18 protein-coding genes and 1 pseudogene are annotated in these 21034 nt (G+C 43.1%); 18 read left to right on the top strand and 1 reads right to left on the bottom strand.

Annotated elements, in window-relative coordinates; translation table 11 throughout:
* The first annotated feature begins 1 nt into the window (after position 1).
* The 14 genes from cobM to IJI01_RS02905 all read left to right on the top strand — a co-directional run bounded on the left by cobM (position 2) and on the right by IJI01_RS02905 (position 13348).
* Positions 2-766 carry a precorrin-4 C(11)-methyltransferase gene (gene cobM, locus IJI01_RS02970; protein ID WP_292185639.1) on the top strand — a complete coding sequence of 255 codons (765 nt, stop codon included), beginning with the start codon at positions 2-4 and terminating at the stop codon, positions 764-766.
* Positions 766-1788 (top strand): FecCD family ABC transporter permease, encoded by a 1023-nt coding sequence (locus tag IJI01_RS02965; RefSeq protein WP_292185636.1) that lies wholly within the window; start codon positions 766-768, stop codon positions 1786-1788. The genes cobM and IJI01_RS02965 overlap by 1 nt, the downstream gene beginning before the upstream one ends.
* Positions 1778-2536: an ABC transporter ATP-binding protein gene (locus IJI01_RS02960; RefSeq protein WP_292185633.1), complete on the top strand. Its 759-nt coding sequence runs from the start codon at positions 1778-1780 to the stop codon at positions 2534-2536. Before IJI01_RS02965 ends, IJI01_RS02960 begins: the two co-directional genes overlap by 11 nt.
* Positions 2524-3537 carry a cobalt-precorrin 5A hydrolase gene (locus IJI01_RS02955; RefSeq protein WP_292185630.1) on the top strand — a complete coding sequence of 338 codons (1014 nt, stop codon included), beginning with the start codon at positions 2524-2526 and terminating at the stop codon, positions 3535-3537. The genes IJI01_RS02960 and IJI01_RS02955 overlap by 13 nt, the downstream gene beginning before the upstream one ends.
* Position 3538: 1 nt before the next feature.
* Complete coding sequence (gene cobJ, locus IJI01_RS02950; RefSeq protein WP_292185627.1) at positions 3539-4273, top strand: precorrin-3B C(17)-methyltransferase; 735 nt, start codon at positions 3539-3541, stop codon at positions 4271-4273.
* Positions 4263-6359: a precorrin-6A reductase gene (cobK, locus tag IJI01_RS02945; RefSeq protein WP_292185624.1), complete on the top strand. Its 2097-nt coding sequence runs from the start codon at positions 4263-4265 to the stop codon at positions 6357-6359. The genes cobJ and cobK overlap by 11 nt, the downstream gene beginning before the upstream one ends.
* 3 nt (positions 6360-6362) lie before the next feature.
* On the top strand, positions 6363-7742 hold the full coding sequence (locus tag IJI01_RS02940; protein ID WP_292185621.1) for a cobyrinate a,c-diamide synthase: 1380 nt from the start codon (positions 6363-6365) through the stop codon (positions 7740-7742).
* A gap of 11 nt (positions 7743-7753) precedes the next feature.
* Positions 7754-8836, top strand: coding sequence for a nicotinate-nucleotide--dimethylbenzimidazole phosphoribosyltransferase (gene cobT / locus IJI01_RS02935; protein ID WP_292185619.1), 1083 nt, complete (start codon positions 7754-7756; stop codon positions 8834-8836).
* Entirely contained in the window at positions 8836-9366 is a 531-nt protein-coding gene (locus IJI01_RS02930; RefSeq protein WP_292185617.1) for a bifunctional adenosylcobinamide kinase/adenosylcobinamide-phosphate guanylyltransferase, read from the top strand. Before cobT ends, IJI01_RS02930 begins: the two co-directional genes overlap by 1 nt.
* A gap of 28 nt (positions 9367-9394) precedes the next feature.
* On the top strand, positions 9395-10186 hold the full coding sequence (gene cobS, locus IJI01_RS02925; RefSeq protein WP_292185615.1) for an adenosylcobinamide-GDP ribazoletransferase: 792 nt from the start codon (positions 9395-9397) through the stop codon (positions 10184-10186).
* 26 nt (positions 10187-10212) lie between these two features.
* Positions 10213-11208: an adenosylcobinamide-phosphate synthase CbiB gene (gene cbiB, locus IJI01_RS02920; protein WP_292185612.1), complete on the top strand. Its 996-nt coding sequence runs from the start codon at positions 10213-10215 to the stop codon at positions 11206-11208.
* Positions 11209-11278: 70 nt separating this feature from the next.
* Positions 11279-12346, top strand: coding sequence for a pyridoxal phosphate-dependent aminotransferase (locus IJI01_RS02915; protein ID WP_292185609.1), 1068 nt, complete (start codon positions 11279-11281; stop codon positions 12344-12346).
* A 56-nt stretch (positions 12347-12402) separates the two neighbouring features.
* The gene (locus tag IJI01_RS02910; protein WP_292185606.1) at positions 12403-12822 is read left to right on the top strand and encodes a DUF4430 domain-containing protein; all 420 of its coding nucleotides are present in this window, start codon (positions 12403-12405) and stop codon (positions 12820-12822) included.
* Positions 12806-13348, top strand: a complete 543-nt coding sequence (locus IJI01_RS02905) for a hypothetical protein (protein WP_292185603.1) — start codon at positions 12806-12808, stop codon at positions 13346-13348. Before IJI01_RS02910 ends, IJI01_RS02905 begins: the two co-directional genes overlap by 17 nt.
* Before the next feature lie 112 nt (positions 13349-13460).
* Here IJI01_RS02905 and IJI01_RS02900 read toward each other — a convergent pair.
* Positions 13461-15914, bottom strand: a pseudogene (locus IJI01_RS02900) (GH36-type glycosyl hydrolase domain-containing protein).
* A 399-nt stretch (positions 15915-16313) separates the two neighbouring features.
* Between IJI01_RS02900 and IJI01_RS02895 the strand changes: the two are divergent.
* The 4 genes from IJI01_RS02895 to IJI01_RS02880 all read left to right on the top strand — a co-directional run bounded on the left by IJI01_RS02895 (position 16314) and on the right by IJI01_RS02880 (position 20899).
* Positions 16314-17339, top strand: a complete 1026-nt coding sequence (locus IJI01_RS02895; protein WP_292185601.1) for a LacI family DNA-binding transcriptional regulator — start codon at positions 16314-16316, stop codon at positions 17337-17339.
* A gap of 23 nt (positions 17340-17362) precedes the next feature.
* Entirely contained in the window at positions 17363-18268 is a 906-nt protein-coding gene (locus tag IJI01_RS02890; RefSeq protein ID WP_292185596.1) for an ABC transporter permease, read from the top strand.
* A gap of 24 nt (positions 18269-18292) precedes the next feature.
* Positions 18293-19228, top strand: coding sequence for a carbohydrate ABC transporter permease (locus tag IJI01_RS02885; protein ID WP_292185593.1), 936 nt, complete (start codon positions 18293-18295; stop codon positions 19226-19228).
* A 105-nt stretch (positions 19229-19333) separates the two neighbouring features.
* The gene (locus IJI01_RS02880; protein ID WP_292185590.1) at positions 19334-20899 is read left to right on the top strand and encodes an ABC transporter substrate-binding protein; all 1566 of its coding nucleotides are present in this window, start codon (positions 19334-19336) and stop codon (positions 20897-20899) included.
* Positions 20900-21034 lie beyond the last annotated feature (135 nt).

Here is a 21034-nt window from a genome sequence, read left to right as displayed (position 1 = left end):
AATGGTACATTTTGTTGGAGCGGGGCCGGGGGCTCCTGATCTTATCACAATCAGAGGGCGTGATCTTATAGAAAAGTGCGACGTTCTGATATATGCAGGATCTTTGGTTAATCCAGAGTTACTACAGTATGCAAAAGAGGGGTGCGAGATACATAACAGCGCCTATCTTAATCTGGATGAAGTTATAGATATTATGAAAAAGGCCGATGCGGAAGGGAAGACTGTTGTGAGACTTCACACGGGAGATCCAAGTATTTATGGCGCCATCAGGGAGCAGATGGATGAGCTTAACCGTCTTGGCATAGAATTTGATGACACGCCTGGAGTCAGCTCTTTTTGCGGAGCGGCAGCAGCTCTTAATTTGGAATATACACTTCCTGGAGTCAGCCAGAGCGTGATCATAACAAGAATGGAAGGAAGAACCAAGGTTCCGGAAAAAGAATCAGTTGAGGCGCTGGCAAGCCATGACTCAACCATGGTTTTCTTCCTGTCAGCAGGAAATATAGAGGGACTTGCAAATAAGCTTATGGAAGCTGGAAGACCAGCAGAGACGCCTTGCGCCATCGTGTATAAGGCAACCTGGCCTGATGAGAAGAAAATAGTCTGTACCCTTAGGGATGCAGCTCAAATGGCTGAAAAAGAGGGTATTAGTAAAACAGCTCTTATTATTGTTGGAGATGTGGTCGAGGCTGGAAATTACGAGAAATCCAAGCTATATGACAAGGATTTTGAGACAGAATACCGAAAAGCCCATGGGGATAAGTAATGGAAGAAACTAGAAAGATTAGAAGAATAGTGATATTTACAGCGCTGGTCATACTGTCGCTTCTGGCTTTCACACTTAACGTATGCATCGGAAATGTTGATATATCCCCAGCTCAGGTGCTAGGTATTGTGTTTGGGCGAAGCGGCGATCTGGCGAGTAGCACTATCGTCATGGATATAAGACTTCCAAGAGCGCTGATGGCATTTGTTTTAGGCGGTGGCCTTGCTGTTTCAGGATTTCTTTTACAGACATACTTTTCAAATCCTATAGCTGGCCCTTATATTTTGGGAATTTCCTCAGGAGCCAAGATGATGGTTGCACTGGCACTCATATTTATTGTAGGAAGCACGGGGCGCAGCTCAAGCCTGCTTCTCGTACTTGCGGCTTTTATTGGAGCGATCATCACTACTTTTTTTATAATACTGATTTCGAGAGTAGTACAGAATATGGCGGTTCTATTGGCAGCAGGCATTATGGTGGGATATATCTGCAGTGCTGTTACAGACTTTCTCATAGCCTTTGCAGATGATTCTGATATCGTCAATCTCCATAGCTGGTCTCAGGGAAGCTTTTCTGGAATTGATATGGGAAGTGTAAGATACGGCTTTGTGATAGTAGGTGTTTCAGTGATCCTTGTGATGCTTCTTAGTAAGCCACTGGATGCGCTGAGACTATCTGAAACCTACGCAAGGAGCGTTGGAATAAATGTTAAGGCATCGAGAATGGCGGTAATACTCTTATCAAGCGTACTGTCCGCATGCGTAACAGCTTTTGTCGGCCCGATTTCTTTTATCGGAATTGCAGTACCATTTCTTATGAGAGAGCTTCTTGTAACCTCCAAGCCAATAGTGCTGATTCCTGCATCGTTTCTTGCAGGATCAGTATTCTGCCTGTTCAGTGACCTACTGGCAAGGCAGATGTTTGCACCAACAGAGCTTAATATATCTGCGGTGACGTCGCTATTTGGCGCACCCATCGTTATATACATGATTATCAGGAGACATAGTAGAAATGAAGCTTGAGAAGGTTTCAGCGGGCTATGGCCAAAGAGTCGTAGTAAGAGACGCCAGTATCGACATACAAAAAGGCGAGATAATCTGCCTCATAGGACCAAACGGTGGTGGAAAATCCACTCTTTTAAAGAGCATAAACGGAACCCTTGGGATAAAGGGCGGAAATATTTTTCTTGGAAAAAGAGATTTATCACAGCTATCTGCCAAGGAAATAGCAAAAGAGCTCTCTATAGTCACCACTGAACGCATCAGGCCTCAGCTTATGACCTGTAAGGATATTGTCATGTCAGGAAGGCTCCCTTTTTCAGGCGGTTTTGGAAGATATGGCAGGGAAGATGAAGAGATTGCTCACAGGTCCATGGAGACCATGAAGGTGGATAAGCTTGCAGATACTTCCTATGAGTCTCTTAGTGATGGCCAGAAGCAGAGGACACTTATAGCAAGAGCGATATGTCAATCGCCGCGAGTTCTGGTGATGGATGAACCAACCTCATACATGGATATCAAGCACAGACTTGAGCTTATGGAGGTTGTAAGACAGATGGCAGCATCAGAAGTAACTGTCATCATGTCTCTTCACGAGATAGAGCTGGCACTTGGAGTTGCAGACAGGCTGCTTCTCGTCTACGATGACGGCCATGTGCTTGTGAAGACTCCCGCGGAAGTTATAGAAAATTCAATGATTCAGGAACTGTATGGTCTTGATGATGCTATGTATCAGAAAATTGAGGGGACATTAACCCTATGGAGCAGGTAAGTATTGGTAAATACAAAATAATATGTTTTACAGACAAGGGAAAAGAACTGATGAAAAAGCTTTTCCTTGCTCTTTCTGTGAGCGGAGAGGTGGCAGAGAGTGGATCTGTAGCTTCGCTACGTGACTGGTGCAGGGATAAATTTGCAAAGGGAAATGTCCTTGTGTTCATCGGAGCCTGCGGAATTGCTGTCAGGACAATAGCTCCATTTATTAAAGATAAGACAACGGATCCAGCTGTGCTTGTCATGGATGAAAAGGGTGAGTACGTTATCCCAATCCTGTCAGGGCACCTTGGTGGTGCTGTTGATGCAGGAAAAGAGATAGCTCTTTTGACAGGGGCTGTATGTGTTCAAACTACAGCAACTGACGTTGAGGGGGAGTTTGCAGTAGATGTTTATGCTGCTCAGAATGACCTTGTTATATCAGATATGAAGAAGGCCAAGAACTACACGGCAGAGCTGTTAAGGACTGGCGAGAGTTCCTATTATATCGATGAAAGGTTTGAAGAATATCTGGGGCTTTCGGGCATTCCAGGCAATATAAAAAGAACTTCTAAGGGCGAGGCTAAGCTTATCATTTCGCCTGCGACCATAGAGGAGTCGGCTCTTTACCTTATTCCCAAATGCATTGTAGTGGGAATGGGATGCAGAAAGGGAAAGAGTTGTAGTGAGTTAAAGACAGTTCTTTTGCAGAAGCTTGATGAGTTAGGCATTGATGCAAGGGCAGTAAGAGCTATCGCTTCCGCGGATATCAAAAAAGCTGAAGCGGGACTTGTGGAATTGTGTAAAGAACTTGGATGTGAGTTCGCTACCTTTGGCAGTGACACGCTTATGGCTCAGGAAGGGGATTTTACAGCTTCTGACTATGTGAAAAAGGTTACTGGCAGCGATAACGTATGTGAGAGAGCAGTTGCAGCTTATGGTGCTAAGAGTTTTCTATCCAGAAAAAAAGCCAAGGATGGAATCACCTTTTCTGCAGGAATAATAGATTTGAGGAAATAAAATGGGAAAACTTTATGTGGTCGGAATCGGCCCTGGAAGCTATGAGAATATGACAATAAGAGCCGTGAAGGCTATGGAAGAGAGCACTGTGATCGCTGGTTACACTGTGTACTGCGATCTTGTAAGACCTCATTTTCCAGACAAGGAGTACCTTAGTACACCAATGATGGGTGAGGAAAAGAGAGTGCGAATGGCTCTTGAAAAGTCAGCAGGAGGAGAAACAGTAGCTCTTGTCTGCAGCGGAGATGCGGGAGTATACGGCCTTGCAGGACTTGCTTTTGAGCTTGAGAAGGAATTTAATGGCGTAGAAGTTGAGGTTATTCCAGGAGTGACAGCAGCAATAAGTGGTGGTGCACTTCTTGGAGCACCTCTTATTCATGATTTCTGTCTTATCAGCTTAAGCGACAGGTTAACCCCAATAGAGACTATTGAAAAGAGACTTCGCGCAGCAGCGGCAGCTGATATGGTGATAGTTCTCTATAACCCAGAGAGCAAGAGTAGAAGCGGTTATCTTAAAAGAGCTGCAGAAGTGCTGCTTGAAACAATAGATGGCAGCAGGATATGTGGTATTGCCAGCAATATTGCAAGAGAAGGTGAAGGCTACAGAGTAATGACACTGGAGGATTTACTTACCGCGCAGGCTGACATGTTCTGTACTGTGTTTATAGGTAACTCCAGTACTACAGTAATAGATGGACATATGGTAACACCAAGAGGATACAAGAGTGAGAGATAAAGTTCTTATCTTTGGAGGGACTACAGAAGGGCGTGTCTTGGCAGATATCCTGCGAGAGTCCGGAGTTCCTCATGAAGTAAGTGTGGCAACAGAATATGGTAAAAGAATCGAGGCTGGCAGCGGAGAATGTAGTATCCGCACGGGCCGTCTTTCCAGTGCTCAGATTGTGAAGCTTTTGAAAAGCGACGAATACCTTGTGGTAGTTGATGCCACACATCCATTTGCTATCAAAGCTTCAGAGGATATTAAGATGGCCTGTAAAGAGGCTGGGGTTGAGTATCTGAGATTGTCCAGAGATACCGGTGATGACAGATTTGCAGGTGCTACTGGGAGTGATGTTACAGAAAAAAGTGCTGATGACATTGTATATGTTGGTAATATGGCTGAGGCAGGAGAAACGCTGGATAAAATCGAGGGAAATATCCTGCTTATGACTGGAAGTAAGGACCTTGCGGAGATTGTTTCCAAGATAAGTGATATTGAGAGAATCTATGTAAGAGTTCTTCCAAGTGTAGAGAGCATCAGTCTTTGCGAGAAGGCTGGTATTACGGGTAAGCATATTATTGCCATGCAGGGACCTTTTTCTACAGAAATGAACAAGGCTCTCATAAATGAGTGTAGTGCAAAAGTAATACTGACAAAAGAGAGCGGCAGGAACGGAGGTTACTACGAGAAGCTTGAGGCAGCAGGTGAATGCGACATAAAGGCGGTTGTTGTAAGAAATCCTGAAAGACTTGTAGATGAAACAAATCATCTTGGAATGAGGCAGGTGTTGGAGAAACTTGTCAGTGACTACCATCTGAAGGCTGATGCTGTCAGTGAAACAGATATTTGCCTAAATCAGGATAATGCAGAAGTGATCGAATTTACGGCGGCTGGTACAAAAAAAGAGCCGGTGGTTGTCCTTGCGGGAATTGGTCCTGGAAATAAAAACTATAGAACACTGGAAGTAGAAAGAGCGTTACAGGCAGCAGATATTATCTTTGGAGCTGAGTCCGTGGTAAACAGAGTGACAGGGGTAACGGCTAGTCTTCATCCATTTTATGATGCCGGAAGGATAATAGAATATCTAAAGGAACATAGAGAATATGTTAGCCCAGTAGTTGTCTACTCTGGGGATGTGTCTCTTTCAAGTGGTGCAAACAAAGCAGCTGACAGGTTTAAAGAGGCTGGATATAAGGTTATTAAGATGTCTGGAATATCTTCGGCAGCTCTTTTGGCAAACAGGCTTGGCCTAAGGCTTGAAGATGTTCGTGTGATCAGTGCTCATGGCAGAGAATGCAATGTTTCAGGTTATGTAAGGCGATACGAGAAGCTTATAGTCCTTCCTTCTGATGCTGCGGATGCCAAGAGGATATGCAGTGAGATCTGTGCAATAGAGAAAGAAATCAGGATAATAGCCGGATGTGATCTTGGCTCTGATACAGAAAAAGTGATCGAAATTAGCGGCGACGAGGCTATAAAAGACGGTGCCAAGGTGCTTCTATATATAGAAAATGCTAAGGCGAATAAGTCAAAGGCAGTTCAAACCCTTAGGGATGATGAGATCATAAGGGGCAATGTCCCTATGACCAAGGAAGAGATCAGAGCACTGACCATCAGGAGACTTGAGCTTACACCGGACTCGGTATTTTTTGATATTGGAGCTGGTACAGGTTCTATATCCCTTGAAACAGCTCTTTTACATCCTGAAATAGAAGTCTATTCCTATGAAAAAGAGGCAGATGCCATCGAGCTTCTTGAAAAAAACCGTGATAAATATGGACTTTCAAATATGACCATAATTTCTGGGGAAGCACCTGATACTCTGAGTGATGGTGTAATTCCAAGCCACGTCTTTATTGGCGGAAGTGGCAGGAAGTTAAAGGGGATAATCGAGACAGTGGTAAGGATAAACCCTAAGGTGAGGGTTGTGCTAAACTGCGTAACACTTGAGACACTTTCTGAAGTAACAGAGCTTGTTAAGGCTATGGGACTTGGAGATGCAGAGGTTACTCAGGTTTCTGTAACAAGATATAACAAAAAGGGCAGCTACCATTTGGCAGATGCTATAAATCCAGTGTTCATCGTATCTTTTGGCGGGTGAGTAATGGCGGATAATAACACTAAGAAAATTCCAAGAGTGCTGATATGTGCGCCTTGCAGTGGAAGTGGCAAGACACTTATTACCTGCGCCCTGATGCACCTGCTCAAGAAAAGAGGTAATAAGGTTGCAGCCTTTAAGTGCGGACCTGACTATATAGATCCAATGTTCCACAAAAAGGTATTAAATGTGCCTTCCAGAAACCTTGATCTCTTTCTGGCTGGAACAGAGGGGGTAAAGCGAAGCCTGGTGGCGGGCTCAGATGGAAGTGATATTGCTGTTATAGAAGGCGTTATGGGATTTTATGATGGCATGGGAGCTACGAGCATGGAAGGTTCCTCCTATGACCTGTGCCTTCAGACAGAGACGCCGGCAGTTCTCGTTGTTAACTGTAAGGGCATGAGCAGGTCAATTATTCCAATGATAAAGGGCTATGCCGAATATGGAAATCCGGTAGTGATCAGGGGTGTGATCCTAAATAACATCTCTCCAATGATTGCCAGGGAGATTTCTGCAGAGATAGAAAAAGAGCTGGGGCTTCCTGTAATAGGTTTCCTTCCAAAGGTTGAAGGCGACATTTTTACTTCAAGACATCTTGGGCTTGTGATGCCTGATGAGATTCCGGATATCCTGCAAAAGATAGATGAAGTTGCGGAGAAACTTGCAGAGAATCTGAAGCTGGAGAAGCTGATGGAGATTGCTTCCAGGGCAGAGGAGGTTACGCTGGAGAATCTGTCAAAAGCAGGATGCCTTGCTACCGATGAAAAATGCACTAGGGACAAGATTACAGTAGGTGTTGCCCTTGATGAAGCCTTCTGTTTTTACTACGAGGACAATCTGGAATTATTGCAGGAGATGGGAGCAGAGCTTAAGTTCTTTTCACCAATACATGACAGTGGGATTCCAGAGGTGGATAGGCTCCTGATAGGTGGTGGATACCCGGAACTGTTTGCAAGAGAGCTTTCAGAGAATAAGACAATGATTGAGAGCATCAGAAAGGCTGCATCGAATGGAATGCCAATCCTTGCTGAGTGCGGCGGATTTCTTTATCTGCAAAAAGAACTGACGGATACTGAAGGAAACACCTATGAAATGGCGGGAGTTTTGGAAGGTAAGTCGCATATGACTGGAAAACTTGGTCACTTTGGATATGTGAATGTGACTGCTAATGAGGATAATCCGTATCTTCCGCTTGGGGAGTGCATCAGGGGACATGAGTTTCACTACTATGACACTTCAGAGAATGGACAGGTCTGCAGGATGAATAAGCCTTCGGGAAAACGTTTCTGGGAAGGATATCAGTGCGCAGGTAATATATTTGCAGGCTTTGCACATTTGTATTATCCGTCTGATCCGGAGTTTGCACAGCGATTTATTAGAGGTTAAGAGGAATTAGAATGATAGATAATAAGATGGCGCTGTTTTCCATGGTGCCTGATGAAGTTGATATGGAAGTTTACCAGAAGGTTAAACAGAACTGGGATGGACTGTCCAAGCCTATTGACGGACTTGGGGATTTTGAGACGCTTATCTGCCGCATTGCTGCAATAAAAGGGCAGGTCATGCCAAGACTCCACAAGAGAATACTGGTTGTCATGTGCTCAGACAATGGGATCGTCGAAGAGGGAGTATCCCAGAGTGGCAAGGAAATCACCAAGGCGGTGGCAACAGCTCTTGGTAAAAGAATAAGTTCTGCCTGCAGCCTTGGAAGGGCAGCAGGAGTGGAAGTCCTTCCGGTGGATATCGGAATCGATGATGAGGAAGAAATTGCAGGTGTCCTGAATTGTAAGGTTTCAAAGGGAACCAGGAATTTCTTAAAGGAACCTGCCATGACCGAAGAGGAAACTCTGAGAGCCATAAATCATGGAATAGAAATTGTAAAAGATCTGGCAGAGAATGAAACGAATATCTTAGCGTGCGGTGAGATGGGTATTGGCAATACTACAACAGCAGCAGCGGTTCTGACAGCTATTTTGAATGGAGATACTCAGGAATTTGTTGGAAGAGGAGCAGGCCTTAGTGATGAGGGACTTGCAAGGAAAAGAGAAGTCATCAGAAAGGCTCTTGATATCTACAAGTTTAATGACATCGATGACCCAAAAGAAAGAGCTTTTCATATTTTGAGAACGGTAGGAGGCCTTGATATTGCCGGAATGACAGGACTCTTTATCGGAGCAGCTATGAACCATATGCCTGTTATCATAGACGGTGTCATCAGTTCCACTGCAGCTCTTTTGGCAGAAATTATGGTGCCTGGGGCCAGGCAATACATGATACCTTCTCATAAGGGCAGAGAAAAAGGAAATGAGGCAGCACTTAATGCACTTGGACTCGAGCCATTCATAAATGGTAATATGGCGCTTGGAGAAGGAACAGGTGCGGTGATGCTGGTTCCGCTTTTGGATACAGTGATGGATTTCTATCTTCACGGTGCCAGCTTTTCTGATTATGAGATAGAAGAATATAAGAGGTTTAAGTAATGGTAGTTCTTATCATTGGTGTCCCTGACAGCGGCAAATCTCAGATGGCTGAAGATAGGGCTATGGAGCTCTCACAAGGGGAAAAGAAATACTATATCGCCACTATGATTCCCTTTGGAGAAGAGGGAAAGAGGCGCATTCAAAAGCACAGGGCAATGAGAGAAGGAAAAGGCTTTGAGACTATAGAATGTCCCGTAAATCTTGGGAAAATGCTCTCTGGGATCAATGACCTTTCAGAGGCTACATGTCTTGTGGAGTGCATGTCGAATCTTGTTGGAAACGAGATGCACGGGGATGTTAAGTATGGCGAAAATGAGCTGGTGGAGCACATCGCTGGTGATATGAGTAGGCTGTGTGAGGCTGCCAGAAATGTGGTGATAGTATCTAATTCTTTTGCCAAAGATGATGAGGGCTACGACGAAGATACCAGAAACTATGTAAGAGCTATGGACCTGGTGAATGGCAGGTTAAAAAAACTGTCGGATGAGACTTATGAATTTGTGGATGGTAATTGGACCAGGACCAAATGATGAAAATATGTAATGGGGAATTTTGCTCATGAAGATACTAAAACGTATTGCAATTGCATTTTCGATGTATTCAAGAATACCAATGCCCATTTTCGAATGGGAGGATGATGACTACAAAAAGGCCATAGCTTTTTTGCCTCTTGTGGGCCTTGTAATAGGGCTTATAGAGATTCTTGTTATGGTCTGTGGCGGTTTTCTGGAAGTATCAAGGATAGTGATGGTGCCACTTCTTGCTGTTGTTCCGATCATTGTAACCGGCGGCTTTCATCTTGATGGTTACATGGATGTTAACGACGCACTATCATCTTATCAGGGACCGGAAAAGAGTCTCGAGATAATGAAGGATCCGCATATTGGGGCTTTTGCGGTTATTGGACTTGCGAGGTATGGACTTATATATCTTGCGGCGCTTTTGGCATTGCCGTTATATTACATGGATGACATGGACATGTGGGCCATTAAGTTTTTTGCTGCGTGCTTCGTGATAGTCAGGGCTATGTGCGGTATAACATGTCTTCAGATGAAAAAAGCCAAAAAGGACGGAATGCTTAATAACGAGACCAGGGATTCTGGAAAAGGCACTTTGGCTATATTGTATGGTTTTCTTGTGGCTGGAGTTGTGTACACTGTAGTTATCAGACCGGTAGCAGGAATTGTATGCATTGCTGCGGTTTTACTTTATACCTGGTATTATGGAAGACTTTGTGACAAGCGATTTGGTGGAGTGACAGGCGATACTGCCGGCTTTTATGTCTGCCAGGGAGAGCTTGTGTATCTGATAGTAATGGTACTTTGTGAGTACGCATATATTTTGTTGTGATATTTGTAAGAGGATTTTGGATTTAGATGTTTAATCATTTGATAGCTTTTTTGCTGGGCTTTGTGCTGGATCAGATAATTGGGGATCCCTATAATGTGCCACATCCCATCAGGCTTATAGGAAGTCTTATAGGTTTTCTTGATAGAAAACTTATGGGGCCTAAAGATAAAGAGAAAGCGCCTGATGAAAGGAATGGTGTTGCCGAGTTTTATAAAGGTGTACTGATGTGTGTGATAGTACTACTGGCTACGCTTTTGGTGACGCTCGCTGTAGTGCTTGTGGCCTACAGGATTCATCAGATTGCAGGTATAGCCTTAGAAGCAGTGCTTACCTGCTATATTCTGGCAGCCAAGAGTCTCAAGGATGAGAGTATGAAGGTCTATGATGCGCTAAGGACAGGGACTATTGAGGATGCAAGATTTGCAGTTTCCATGATTGTTGGACGAGACACACAGTGCCTTGATGAGACTGGAGTTGCCAAGGCAGCAGTAGAAACAGTTGCAGAGAATGCTTCTGACGGCGTAATAGCTCCTCTTATATATACCTTTATAGGTGGGCCGGTTCTGGGACTTTTCTACAAGGCTGTTAATACAATGGATTCCATGGTTGGGTATCACAACGACAGATATGAATATTTTGGAAAAGCTGCAGCGAAGCTTGATGATATATTTAATTATCTTCCTTCGAGGATAAGCGCACTATTCATGATACTTGCAGCTTATTGCTGCGGAAAAGAGTTTTCCGGGGCAAGAGCATTTGCTATTTGGAAAAGAGACAGATACAATCACAAGAGTCCTAATTCTGCACAGACAGAGAGTGCCTGCGCTGGTGCTCTTGGAGTAAGACTTGCTGGAGATGCCAGCTATTTTGGCAAGCTTGTCAGTAAGCCTTATATAGGAGATGAGACCAGAGCAGTAGAAGTTGAGGATATAAAAAGAGCTAATAAACTGATGTATGGAACGGCCTATCTATGTATGACGTTTCTGCTGCTGATAGGGGTGGCCATCATATTGATGATTTAATGGATGCTGCTATATTCGAATAAGTATTCAGTGCAAATGTGTGAAATTATGGAAATGTGAGTTTATAGAAATGATTCATGGCGGCGAGGTTTATGATAAGAAAATTGAATATGATTTCTCTGTAAATCTTAATCCGATGCCATGTCCGGAAACGGTAACCAAGGCTTTGAAAGACGCGATTTCCCATGTGGATAAGTATCCTGATATTGACCAGAGAGAATTTAGAAGTGCAGTTGCTGATTCTTTTAACAGAAGAGTGATGCGAGATGGCAGATCTTTTGCGCCGGAAATGGTCATTGGTGGAAACGGTGCATCAGAGTTGCTTGCAGCTGTTGTAAGAATGATCGCTCCGAAGAGAGTTCTTTTACCTGTTCCAAGCTTTTATGGATATGTTCATGCTCTTAAGATGCTTGATGAGTGCGAGATTGTAAGTTATGAGCTTAGAACTGAGAATGAGTTTGAATTAGAATCTGAGTTTGCTGACAGAATTACTGATGACATTGATGCCGTAATCCTTGCTAACCCCAACAACCCTACGGGGAAGTGCATTAAGAGGGATGTGCTTGAGAGAATAATTGCTAAATGCAAGGATACTGATACGGCGCTTATTGTGGATGAATGTTTTTATTCTCTTTCAGATTCAGTGGAAAGTGCTTCGGCAAGAGATTATATATGCGATTATTCAAGGCTTTATGTGGCTGATGCTTACACAAAACTCTTTTCAATTCCCGGGGTAAGGGCAGGATATCTTTTGTCTCAGAGTCAGAATATTACTGAACTAAGGAGGTTTCTTCCTGAATGGAATATGTCTGCGTTTGCATTGGCAGCAGGAGTGGCCTGTGCAAATGAATGTACTGATGAATTTATAGATGCATCGAGAGAAGTTATCAGAAAAGAGAGAGGATATCTGTCTGAGGAGCTAGCGAAACTTGGCATAAAAGTGTTCTCTTCCGATTCGAATTATCTTTTAATATATAGTAAGTATGACCTTTATGAGTTATTATTGCAGAAGGGTATACTTATAAGAGATTGCTCAAACTATGAGGGGCTTGAGAAAGGCTTTTACAGAGTTGCTATCAAAAGTCACGGCGAGAATGAGAGCTTGATTAAGGCACTACGTACTATATTCATGGAGTAAACAAAAAAGGCTACAACACGAAAAGTGTTTAGTATATAAACGAGAGGAGAATAGTTATGAAAAACAACAAGAAACCTATTATTATCGGAGTAGCTGTTCTGGTAGCACTTATCGCTATCTTTGCAGTAGTATTCTTCGTAAACAAGCCACAGACAAGTAAGGGTGGCAAGAACATCACTATCGAAGTTACAGGAAGTAACGGAGAGACAGCTGATTACGAACTTTCAACAGATGCTGAGTTCCTCAAACAGGCAATGGATGAGCTTGCTGCTGATAATGAGCAGTTCTCATATTCAGGAACAGACAGTGAGTATGGAATGATGGTTGAGTATGTGAACGATGAGAGAGCTCTTTATGCAGAAGATGGCGCTTACTGGGCACTCTATGTAAATGGTGAGTATGGTCAGTATGGCGTAGATTCTCAGCCAGTTACAGATGGTGATACATATACTTGGACATATGAAAAAGCTCAGTAATAAACAGATCTTTTCAATTAAAGATATAGCGCAGATTGGCATTATGGTAGCTGTGATAGAGGCTTCTAAGTTTGCTCTTAGCAGTTTTCCAAATATCGAGCTGACAAGCTTCTGGATGATAATGTTCACTCTTTATTTTGGCTGGAAGGTTGTTGCAGTTGTGCCAGTATTCATTCTGATAGAAGGTGCGGTCTATGGAGTGCATCTATGGTGGATTATGTATCTGTATGCATGGCCACTGCTGGTACTGATAGCATGGCTGTTTAGGAAAAATACCTCGGCAGTTTTGTGGGCTGTTATTTCTGGAATCTTTGGACTGTGTTTTGGAGCACTGTGTTCCATTCCTTATTTTGTGATAGGAGCCAGTACGGGGGGATTTGCAGCAGGGATCAGGGCAGCAGTTACCTGGTGGATAGCAGGGCTTCCCTTTGATTTTATCCACTGCGCAGGAAATTTTGTCATAATGCTGGTTCTGTATAAGCCGATCAGTGAGGCTATGAAATTGACTTTTAAAACAAATATATAACGAAAAGCGAGCCATGGAATTTGATTATTCCATGGCTCTTTTTCCACCCCTCATAATATGTTAATTCGCAGGCGTATGCACCCCGTCGGCACATTTGCGACATTAACCGTTATCAGCCCATTTCAGCAACAACAGTGTACTCTTTTACACCTGACTCGTAAGGAATAACGTTGCCTGAAACCTCTGTTCAGTTTACTGTGAGCTTCTTGATACCCTTCTGAGTACCGTTCTGTTTAACACTGATGTGATATACAGCATCTCTGTATTTTCTTGTGATCTCGAAATCGCCAAAGTCAGCAGGAACACAAGGATTGATTGAAAGACCGTTGTGTGTAGGATATACACCCAGGATGTACTGGGAGATATTAACAAAGGTCCATGCAGCTGTACCTGTGAGCCAGCTGTTCTTGCCCTGTCCAAAGAACTTAGCGTCTCTACCTGCAACCATCTGTGAATATACATATGGCTCTGTGCAGTGAATCTCACTGATGTCCTCGATGTAAGCAGGACATGTTTTTCTATAGATCTCGAAAGCTCTGTCGCCGTGACCAAGAACTGTCTCAGCAATTGATACCCAAGGATTGTTGTGGCAGAAGATACCTGCGTTCTCCTTGTATCCTGGTGGATAAGAAGAAACCTCACCGAGTTCAAGGTGATACTTGGTGTATGCAGGCTGAAGGATCATTACGCCATACTTGGTATCAAGTCTCTCTTCAACACTCTTAAGTGCTTTCTCTGCAAGACCTTCCTTAACACCGATGCCTGCAAGTACGCAGAAGCCCTGAGGCTCGATGAAGATCTGGCCTTCCTCACACTCTTTTGAACCAACCTTGTTGGAATATGCGTCATAAGCACGAACGAACCATTCACCGTCCCAACCAGCTGTGATAGCTGCCTCGTAAACCTTGGCAATCTCTTCACGTGCTCTCTTAGCTTCAGCATCGTCTCCAAGGAGCTCTGCAAGCTGAGCGTACTCCTCACCGTACTTAACAAACATACCAGCGATGAATACTGATTCAGCTACAGGACCTTCTGAAGGACCAAAGGTCTGGAAGGATTCGCCTGGGTGCTCTGAGAAGCAGTTAAGGTTCAGACAGTCATTCCAGTCAGCACGTCCGATAAGAGGAAGTCCATGAGGACCCTTGTGAGTAGCTGTGAAATCAAATGAGCACTTAAGGTGACCCATAAGAGTCTTAGCTACACTCATATCGTTATCGAAAGGAACCATTTCTTTTAAGATAGAAAGGTCGCCTGTCTCTCTTACATAAGCACTTGTACCAGCGATGAGCCATAATGGATCATCATTGAAGCCAGAACCGATGTCGGAGTTACCCTTCTTGGTAAGTGGCTGATACTGGTGGTATGCGCTACCATCCTGGAACTGAGTAGAAGCGATATCAATGATACGCTGTCTTGCTCTGTCTGGAATCAGGTGAACGAAACCAAGAAGATCCTGGCAGGAATCTCTAAAGCCCATTCCACGGCCGATACCTGACTCGTAGTAGGAAGCAGAACGTGACATGTTGAATGTAACCATACACTGATACTGGTTCCAGATGTTGACCATACGATCAACCTTCTCGTTAGAAGAAGAAATATGGTAATTGGAAAGGAGCTCTTTCCAGTAGTTCTTGAGTTCTACAAGAGCAGCATCAACAGCAGCCTCTGTCTTGTATGCTTCGAGCATCTTAAGAGCAGGCTTCTTGTTAACTACGCCTGGAGCCTCCCACTTGTCATCCTCTGGGTTCTCGATATAACCAAGAACGAAGATGAATGTCTTGGACTCGCCAGCAGCAAGCTCAAGATTGATCTGCTGAGAAGCGATTGGAGACCATCCACTTGCCACAGAGTTTGTGCACTTGCCCTCTGCAACTACGTCAGGACTATCTGGTCCGTTGTAAGCGCCAAGGAAAGCATCTCTGCTGGTATCAAAACCATCAACAGCTGTGTTAACGCTGTAAATAGCATAGTGATTACGTCTCTCTCTGTACTCAGTCTTGTGGTAGATTGTAGAGCCATTATCTGTAACTTCTACTTCACCTGTGCTTAAGTTTCTCTGGAAGTTCTTCATATCATCATCTGCATTCCAGAGACACCATTCTACATATGAGAAAAGAGAAAGCTTAGCAGCGGTTTCTTTATTATTGGTAATAGTTACCTTGGAAATCTCACAGTTATCGTTCATAGGTACAAAAGTGAGAACCTTGGCTTCTACATTATTCTTGGTAGATGTAAATGTGCTGTAGCCAAGACCATGACGGCACTCATATTTATCAAGTGCAGTCTTAACAGGCTGCCAGCCTGGATTCCATACAACAGTATTAGCGGAATCAGTATTGTCCTTAATATAGAAATACTTACCGTTGTTATCATATGGAACATTGTTGTAACGATATCTGGTGAGGCGGAGCAGTTTCGCATCCTTATAGAATGTGTATCCACCGCATGTGTTAGATATCAGTGAAAAGAACTCTTTGTTGCCGAGGTAGTTGATCCATGGCAATGGAGTTTTGGGTGTGGTGATGACATACTCTAAGGCTGCATCATCAAAGAAACCGTATTTCATTATTAAACCTCCCATTTGATTATAAATAAACTTAAACGTTTTCGGAATTTCTAGTGACATTATATATGCTAAATCCATATATTGCAACAAGAAAAAAATAAAGTTTAAAAGCGCATAAACACTGGCTTTAAGACAATAGTTTCCTATGAAACCGGTATCATGGAAACGGAATGTAAGGGGTTACGAAAATGCTCCGAAAACGTTTAATAATTTGTTTAGAATTATTAAGAGGAATTTATAAAAATGAATGAAAAACCGACAAAGATTTTATAAAAAAGTACCAAAAGTATAAAACATGCACAAAAAAATATAAAAAGATATTGATTTTGGGGTAATAATGTTGTACATTGAAACTACGAAAACGATTTAGTAGATTTTGAAAAGCAAACGGTAAACAGAATGGTATCACTAAAAGACATTTCAAAGGCTTGTGGGGTATCGGTTGCTACAGTATCCAAGGCACTTAACGATCATAGCGATATCAGCCAGGAGACCAAGAAACATGTAAGAGAGGTGGCTGATAAGCTTGGATACAGACCAAACGCAGCAGCACAGGCTCTTAAGACAAATAGAACAAATAATATAGGAGTCCTCTTTGTAGATGAAGCAAACAGCGGACTTACACATGACTATTTCAATCATGTGCTGGACAGTTTCAAGAGAACAGCAGAGGAAAATGGCTACGATATAACATTCATCAACAGTGGTAATAAGAGACTTAACAACATGTCCTATTTATCACATGCAATTTACAGAGGCTTTGATGGAATTGTTATAGCCTGTGTGGATTTTTCAGATCCTCAGGTAGATGAACTTATTAAGAGTGAAATCCCGGTGGTCACAATTGACCATCTGTTTTATAACAGAACGGCTATCATGTCTGACAATGTCAATGGAATAAATGAACTTGCTACTTATGTATATGAGCAGGGTCACAGGAAAATCGCTTACATCCATGGCAAAGAGTCAGGAATGGAATCTTCAGTAACAAAGAGCAGATTATCAAGCTTTTACAAGACTCTTCAGGATTTGGGAGTAGATATCCCAGATGAGTATGTTCCTGCAGTTCCATACAGAGATACAGATGCAGCTTACGAAGCAACTATTAAGCTTCTTGATTTAAAAGAACCGCCAACATGTATTTTTTACCCAGATGATTTTGCTGCGTTTGGCGGAATAAATGCTATTAGAAAAAGAGGTCTTCGAATTCCGGAAGATGTCTCGGTTGTAGGCTATGACGGAATTGAGCTTGCGAGAAAGATCAGCCCTATACTGACAACAATGGTACAGGATACTGAACAGATCGGCTCCGTAGCAGCTTCTAAGCTGATAGATCTTATCAATAATCCCAAGGGGACAATCGTAGAACAGGTTGTAGTAAAAGGGAATATTGAGAGGGGAGAGTCGGTAGCTCGCATAAGCTAGTAATTAAAAGGGAGAGTAGAGGTATGAAAGATTTCTTAAAAAACACCTGGAAGCACAGAGCTCATGTAATTATGGCGCTGCCTGTTTTCCTAATTTTGTTCTTTATCATGTACGTGCCTATGGCCGGCTTGGTAATGGCTTTCAAGAACTTCAACTATGTTGATGGTATTTGGAAGAGCCCATGGAACGGACTTGACAACTTCAAGTTCCTGTTGGCTTCAAAGGCAACATTCATTTCAATCACCAAGAACACAATTTTATACTACTTGCTGTTCACAATCGTTGGTACATTCCTCAATGTAACACTTGCGATCATGATCGATAAGCTGGTGTTCAAGAAAATGGCCAAGACAATGCAGACACTGATGATCATTCCAGTTTTCATTTCTTATGCAGCTGTTCAGTTCATCGTATATGCATTCATTAGTTCAGACACAGGTATCATCAATCACATGCTTGGCACAACAACAAGATTCTATTCACAGGCTAAGCTGTGGCCATACATCTTACTTGTAGTTAAGATCTGGAAGGATACCGGATACGGCTCAGTTCTTTATATGTCAGTACTTGCTGGTATTGATTCAGAGCTGTACGAGGCAGCAGATATCGATGGTGCGAACTCATGGCAGAAGATCCTCCATATTACTATTCCATCACTTATTCCAATGGTAACAGTAATGCTTCTTCTCTCAGTTGGTTCAGTAATGCACTCTGATACAGGTCTTTTCTATCAGGTAACACGTAACAACGGTATGCTCTATTCAACAACTCAGGTTATCGACTCCTACGTTCTGAATGCTATCTTTAGTAGTTCGAACTTCGGATTTGTAGCCGCAACGTCCTTCTTCCAGTCAATTGTAGGACTCTTGCTGATGTTGTTTGCTAATACAACAGTCCGCAAGATCGCACCAGAGAACGCTTTGTTCTAATTATTGACCAGAAAGGGGAAAGAGATGGCTAAGTTAAAAAGAGATAACAAACTTGATATAGCTCCTTCTAAAGAGGAGAAGGTTACAGTAGGACAGGTTATCCTGGCAATCATACTTCTTGCATGTACATTGTTTGCATTCCTTCCTGTAGAACTTACTTTTGTAGCTGCGTTTACAGATGAAAAGAGTATCGCAGTAAACGGATTTAGATTCTGGCCCAAGGACTGGTCACTGGCTGGTATGTCAGCAGTTCTAAAATATGGTAAGCAGCTTGCTCAGTCTTACCTTGTAACTATCTTTGTTACAGTAGCCGGAACATTTATGGGACTTTTGTTCATGAGTATGTTCGCATATTCAATCAGCCGTAAGGATTTCAGACTTTCAAGATTTTTATCAATCTATCTGCTGATTCCTATGCTGTTCAACGGAGGAACACTTTCAGGATATATCGTATTCACAAGTTACTACGGATTAAAAGATAGCTTGTGGCTCCTGATCCTTCCACTTTGCGTATCTACTATGAACGTAATTATTCTTAGAACATATATAGCTAACAGTATTCCTGGAGAGCTTATGGAAGCTGCCAAGATTGACGGAGCTGGTGAGTACAGAACCTTCTTCCAGATCACACTTCCACTTCTTAAGCCTTCACTTGCAGCCGTAGGTTTCATGATGGCTACAGCTTACTGGAATGACTGGCAGAATGCACTTCTTTATATTGATTCAGATGCCAAGAAGCCTTTGCAGCTCCTGCTCATCAATATCCAGAAGAGTATTGAGTTCCTTCTTAACAACGCAAACGTTCCTGCATCTGCAAGAGCGGCCATGGGTGGTACTATTCCACAGTACTCATCAACAATGGCAACAGTTCTGGTAGTTATTGGACCTATTATGGTAGTATATCCATTCTTCCAGAAGTACTTCATCAAAGGTCTTACTGTTGGATCAGTAAAGGGCTAAGAGAACTTGTTATTTTTAGTTTTACCAAACCTATCAACCTAACGAATATTCATCCCGTGGGGGATTGAATATAAAAACACTAACCAATCATAAAGGGAGGTAAATATGAAGAAAAAAGTTATATCAATGCTCATGGTATCAGCAATGACACTTTCATTGCTTGCCGGCTGCGGAAGCTCAACACCAGCTACAACTGAGACTCCTGCAGACACAACTGCTACAGAGACACCTGCAGCAGACACAAACACAGACACAGCAGCTGCTACAGAGGCACCAGCTGCAAGCGGAGATGCTACAGAGATCAGCCTCTACAGATGCTCATTCAACGTTGCTAACCCTGATTCAGCTCAGGTTCAGAAGGTTGAAGATGCAATCAACGCTTACATCGCTGACAAGATCAATGTAAAGATCAAACTTACAGATATCGGTTCTGGTGAGTACACAGAGAAGGCTAACCTTGCTCTTGCAAACAACGAGATCAACCTTCTTTGGACAGCATCTTGGGAAGGCACAATCGGAACAAACGATCTTTATCCAGCTAAGGCTGTTTACGATCTTACAGATCTTCTTCCAGGCACACCTCTTTATGGCTCAATGGCTGAAGGACAGTGGGAAGCAGCAAAGTATGATGGCAAGATTTACTTCGTACCTGTATACAAGGACAATGTAGAAGGTTATGACTTCATGTTCCGTAAGGACGTTGTTGACGCTCATGGTTGGGACATCACATCAGTTAAGAAGCTTGCAGACCTCGAGCCAATGCTCGCAGATGCTAAGGCTGATGGACTTAAGTATCCTTTCCTTACACAGAAGACAGCTATGTTCTACAGATGGTACATCGACAGCTTTGATTTCTTCACAGCTGATGCTGGTGCAAACTTCGTAGCAGTTGATCGTAAGACAGATGAAGTTGTAGATACAATCCTTACACCTGAATACCTTGAGTTCGCTAAGCTTATGGCTGATTGGGCTGAAAAAGGCTATGTATCAGAGGATGACGCTACAAAGACAACTAACGACCAGACAACTCAGACACAGGATTGGGCTGTAACATGGTGGACAGATATCCCAGTTAACGACGAAGCTAACGCTCGTTATGGTCAGGAAGTTGTAATGCAGCCTGCAACAAGCAGATGGGCTCATTCAACATCAGCTCTTGGTTCTTGCTACTGCGTAACAGCAAACTCAACACCTGAGCAGGCTCAGGCTTGTGTAGATTTCCTTGGACTTCTTTACACAGATTCAACACTCGCTGATATGTATACATTCGGTATCGAGGGTGAGGACTTCACATACGATGCTAACCATCAGGTTGAGCAGAACTCAGATAAGTACAACCACTCAATGTGGGAGTCAGCTAACGCTACTATCGTTACTCCACTTTCAAACGAGCCAGCTAACAAGGCTGATCTCTATGATGCATTCAACGGTGGTGCTAACACATCTTCAGCAGCTGGATTCAGATTCGACAAGTCTCCTGTAGAGGCTCAGTACACAGCATGTGCAAACGTAGCTGGTGAGTACGGATTCGCTCTTGAGAACGGTGGTGTTGCTTCTGCAGACGTTGAGTCTACAATCGAAGCTTATCAGGCAGCTCTTGACGGCGCTGGATATCAGGACGTTCTTGCTGAGTTCCAGAACCAGTACAACACATGGAAGGCTTCTAAGTAATTGATATAGGGAATAAGTAAACTTGGTGCAGGGCTTGCACTTAGCGCCAAGTTTATGAAATGACCGAACATATATGAGGAAAAAAGCCGAAAGGCGATTTCCGAATATATGTAGAATTGCGAGAATGACATTAGT

The organism is Butyrivibrio sp. (assembly GCF_017433805.1).
In the GTDB taxonomy this organism is placed as follows: domain Bacteria; phylum Bacillota; class Clostridia; order Lachnospirales; family Lachnospiraceae; genus Butyrivibrio.
The sequence above is the reverse complement of the archived record's forward strand: the minus strand, read 5'-3'. Positions and strand labels throughout refer to the sequence as shown.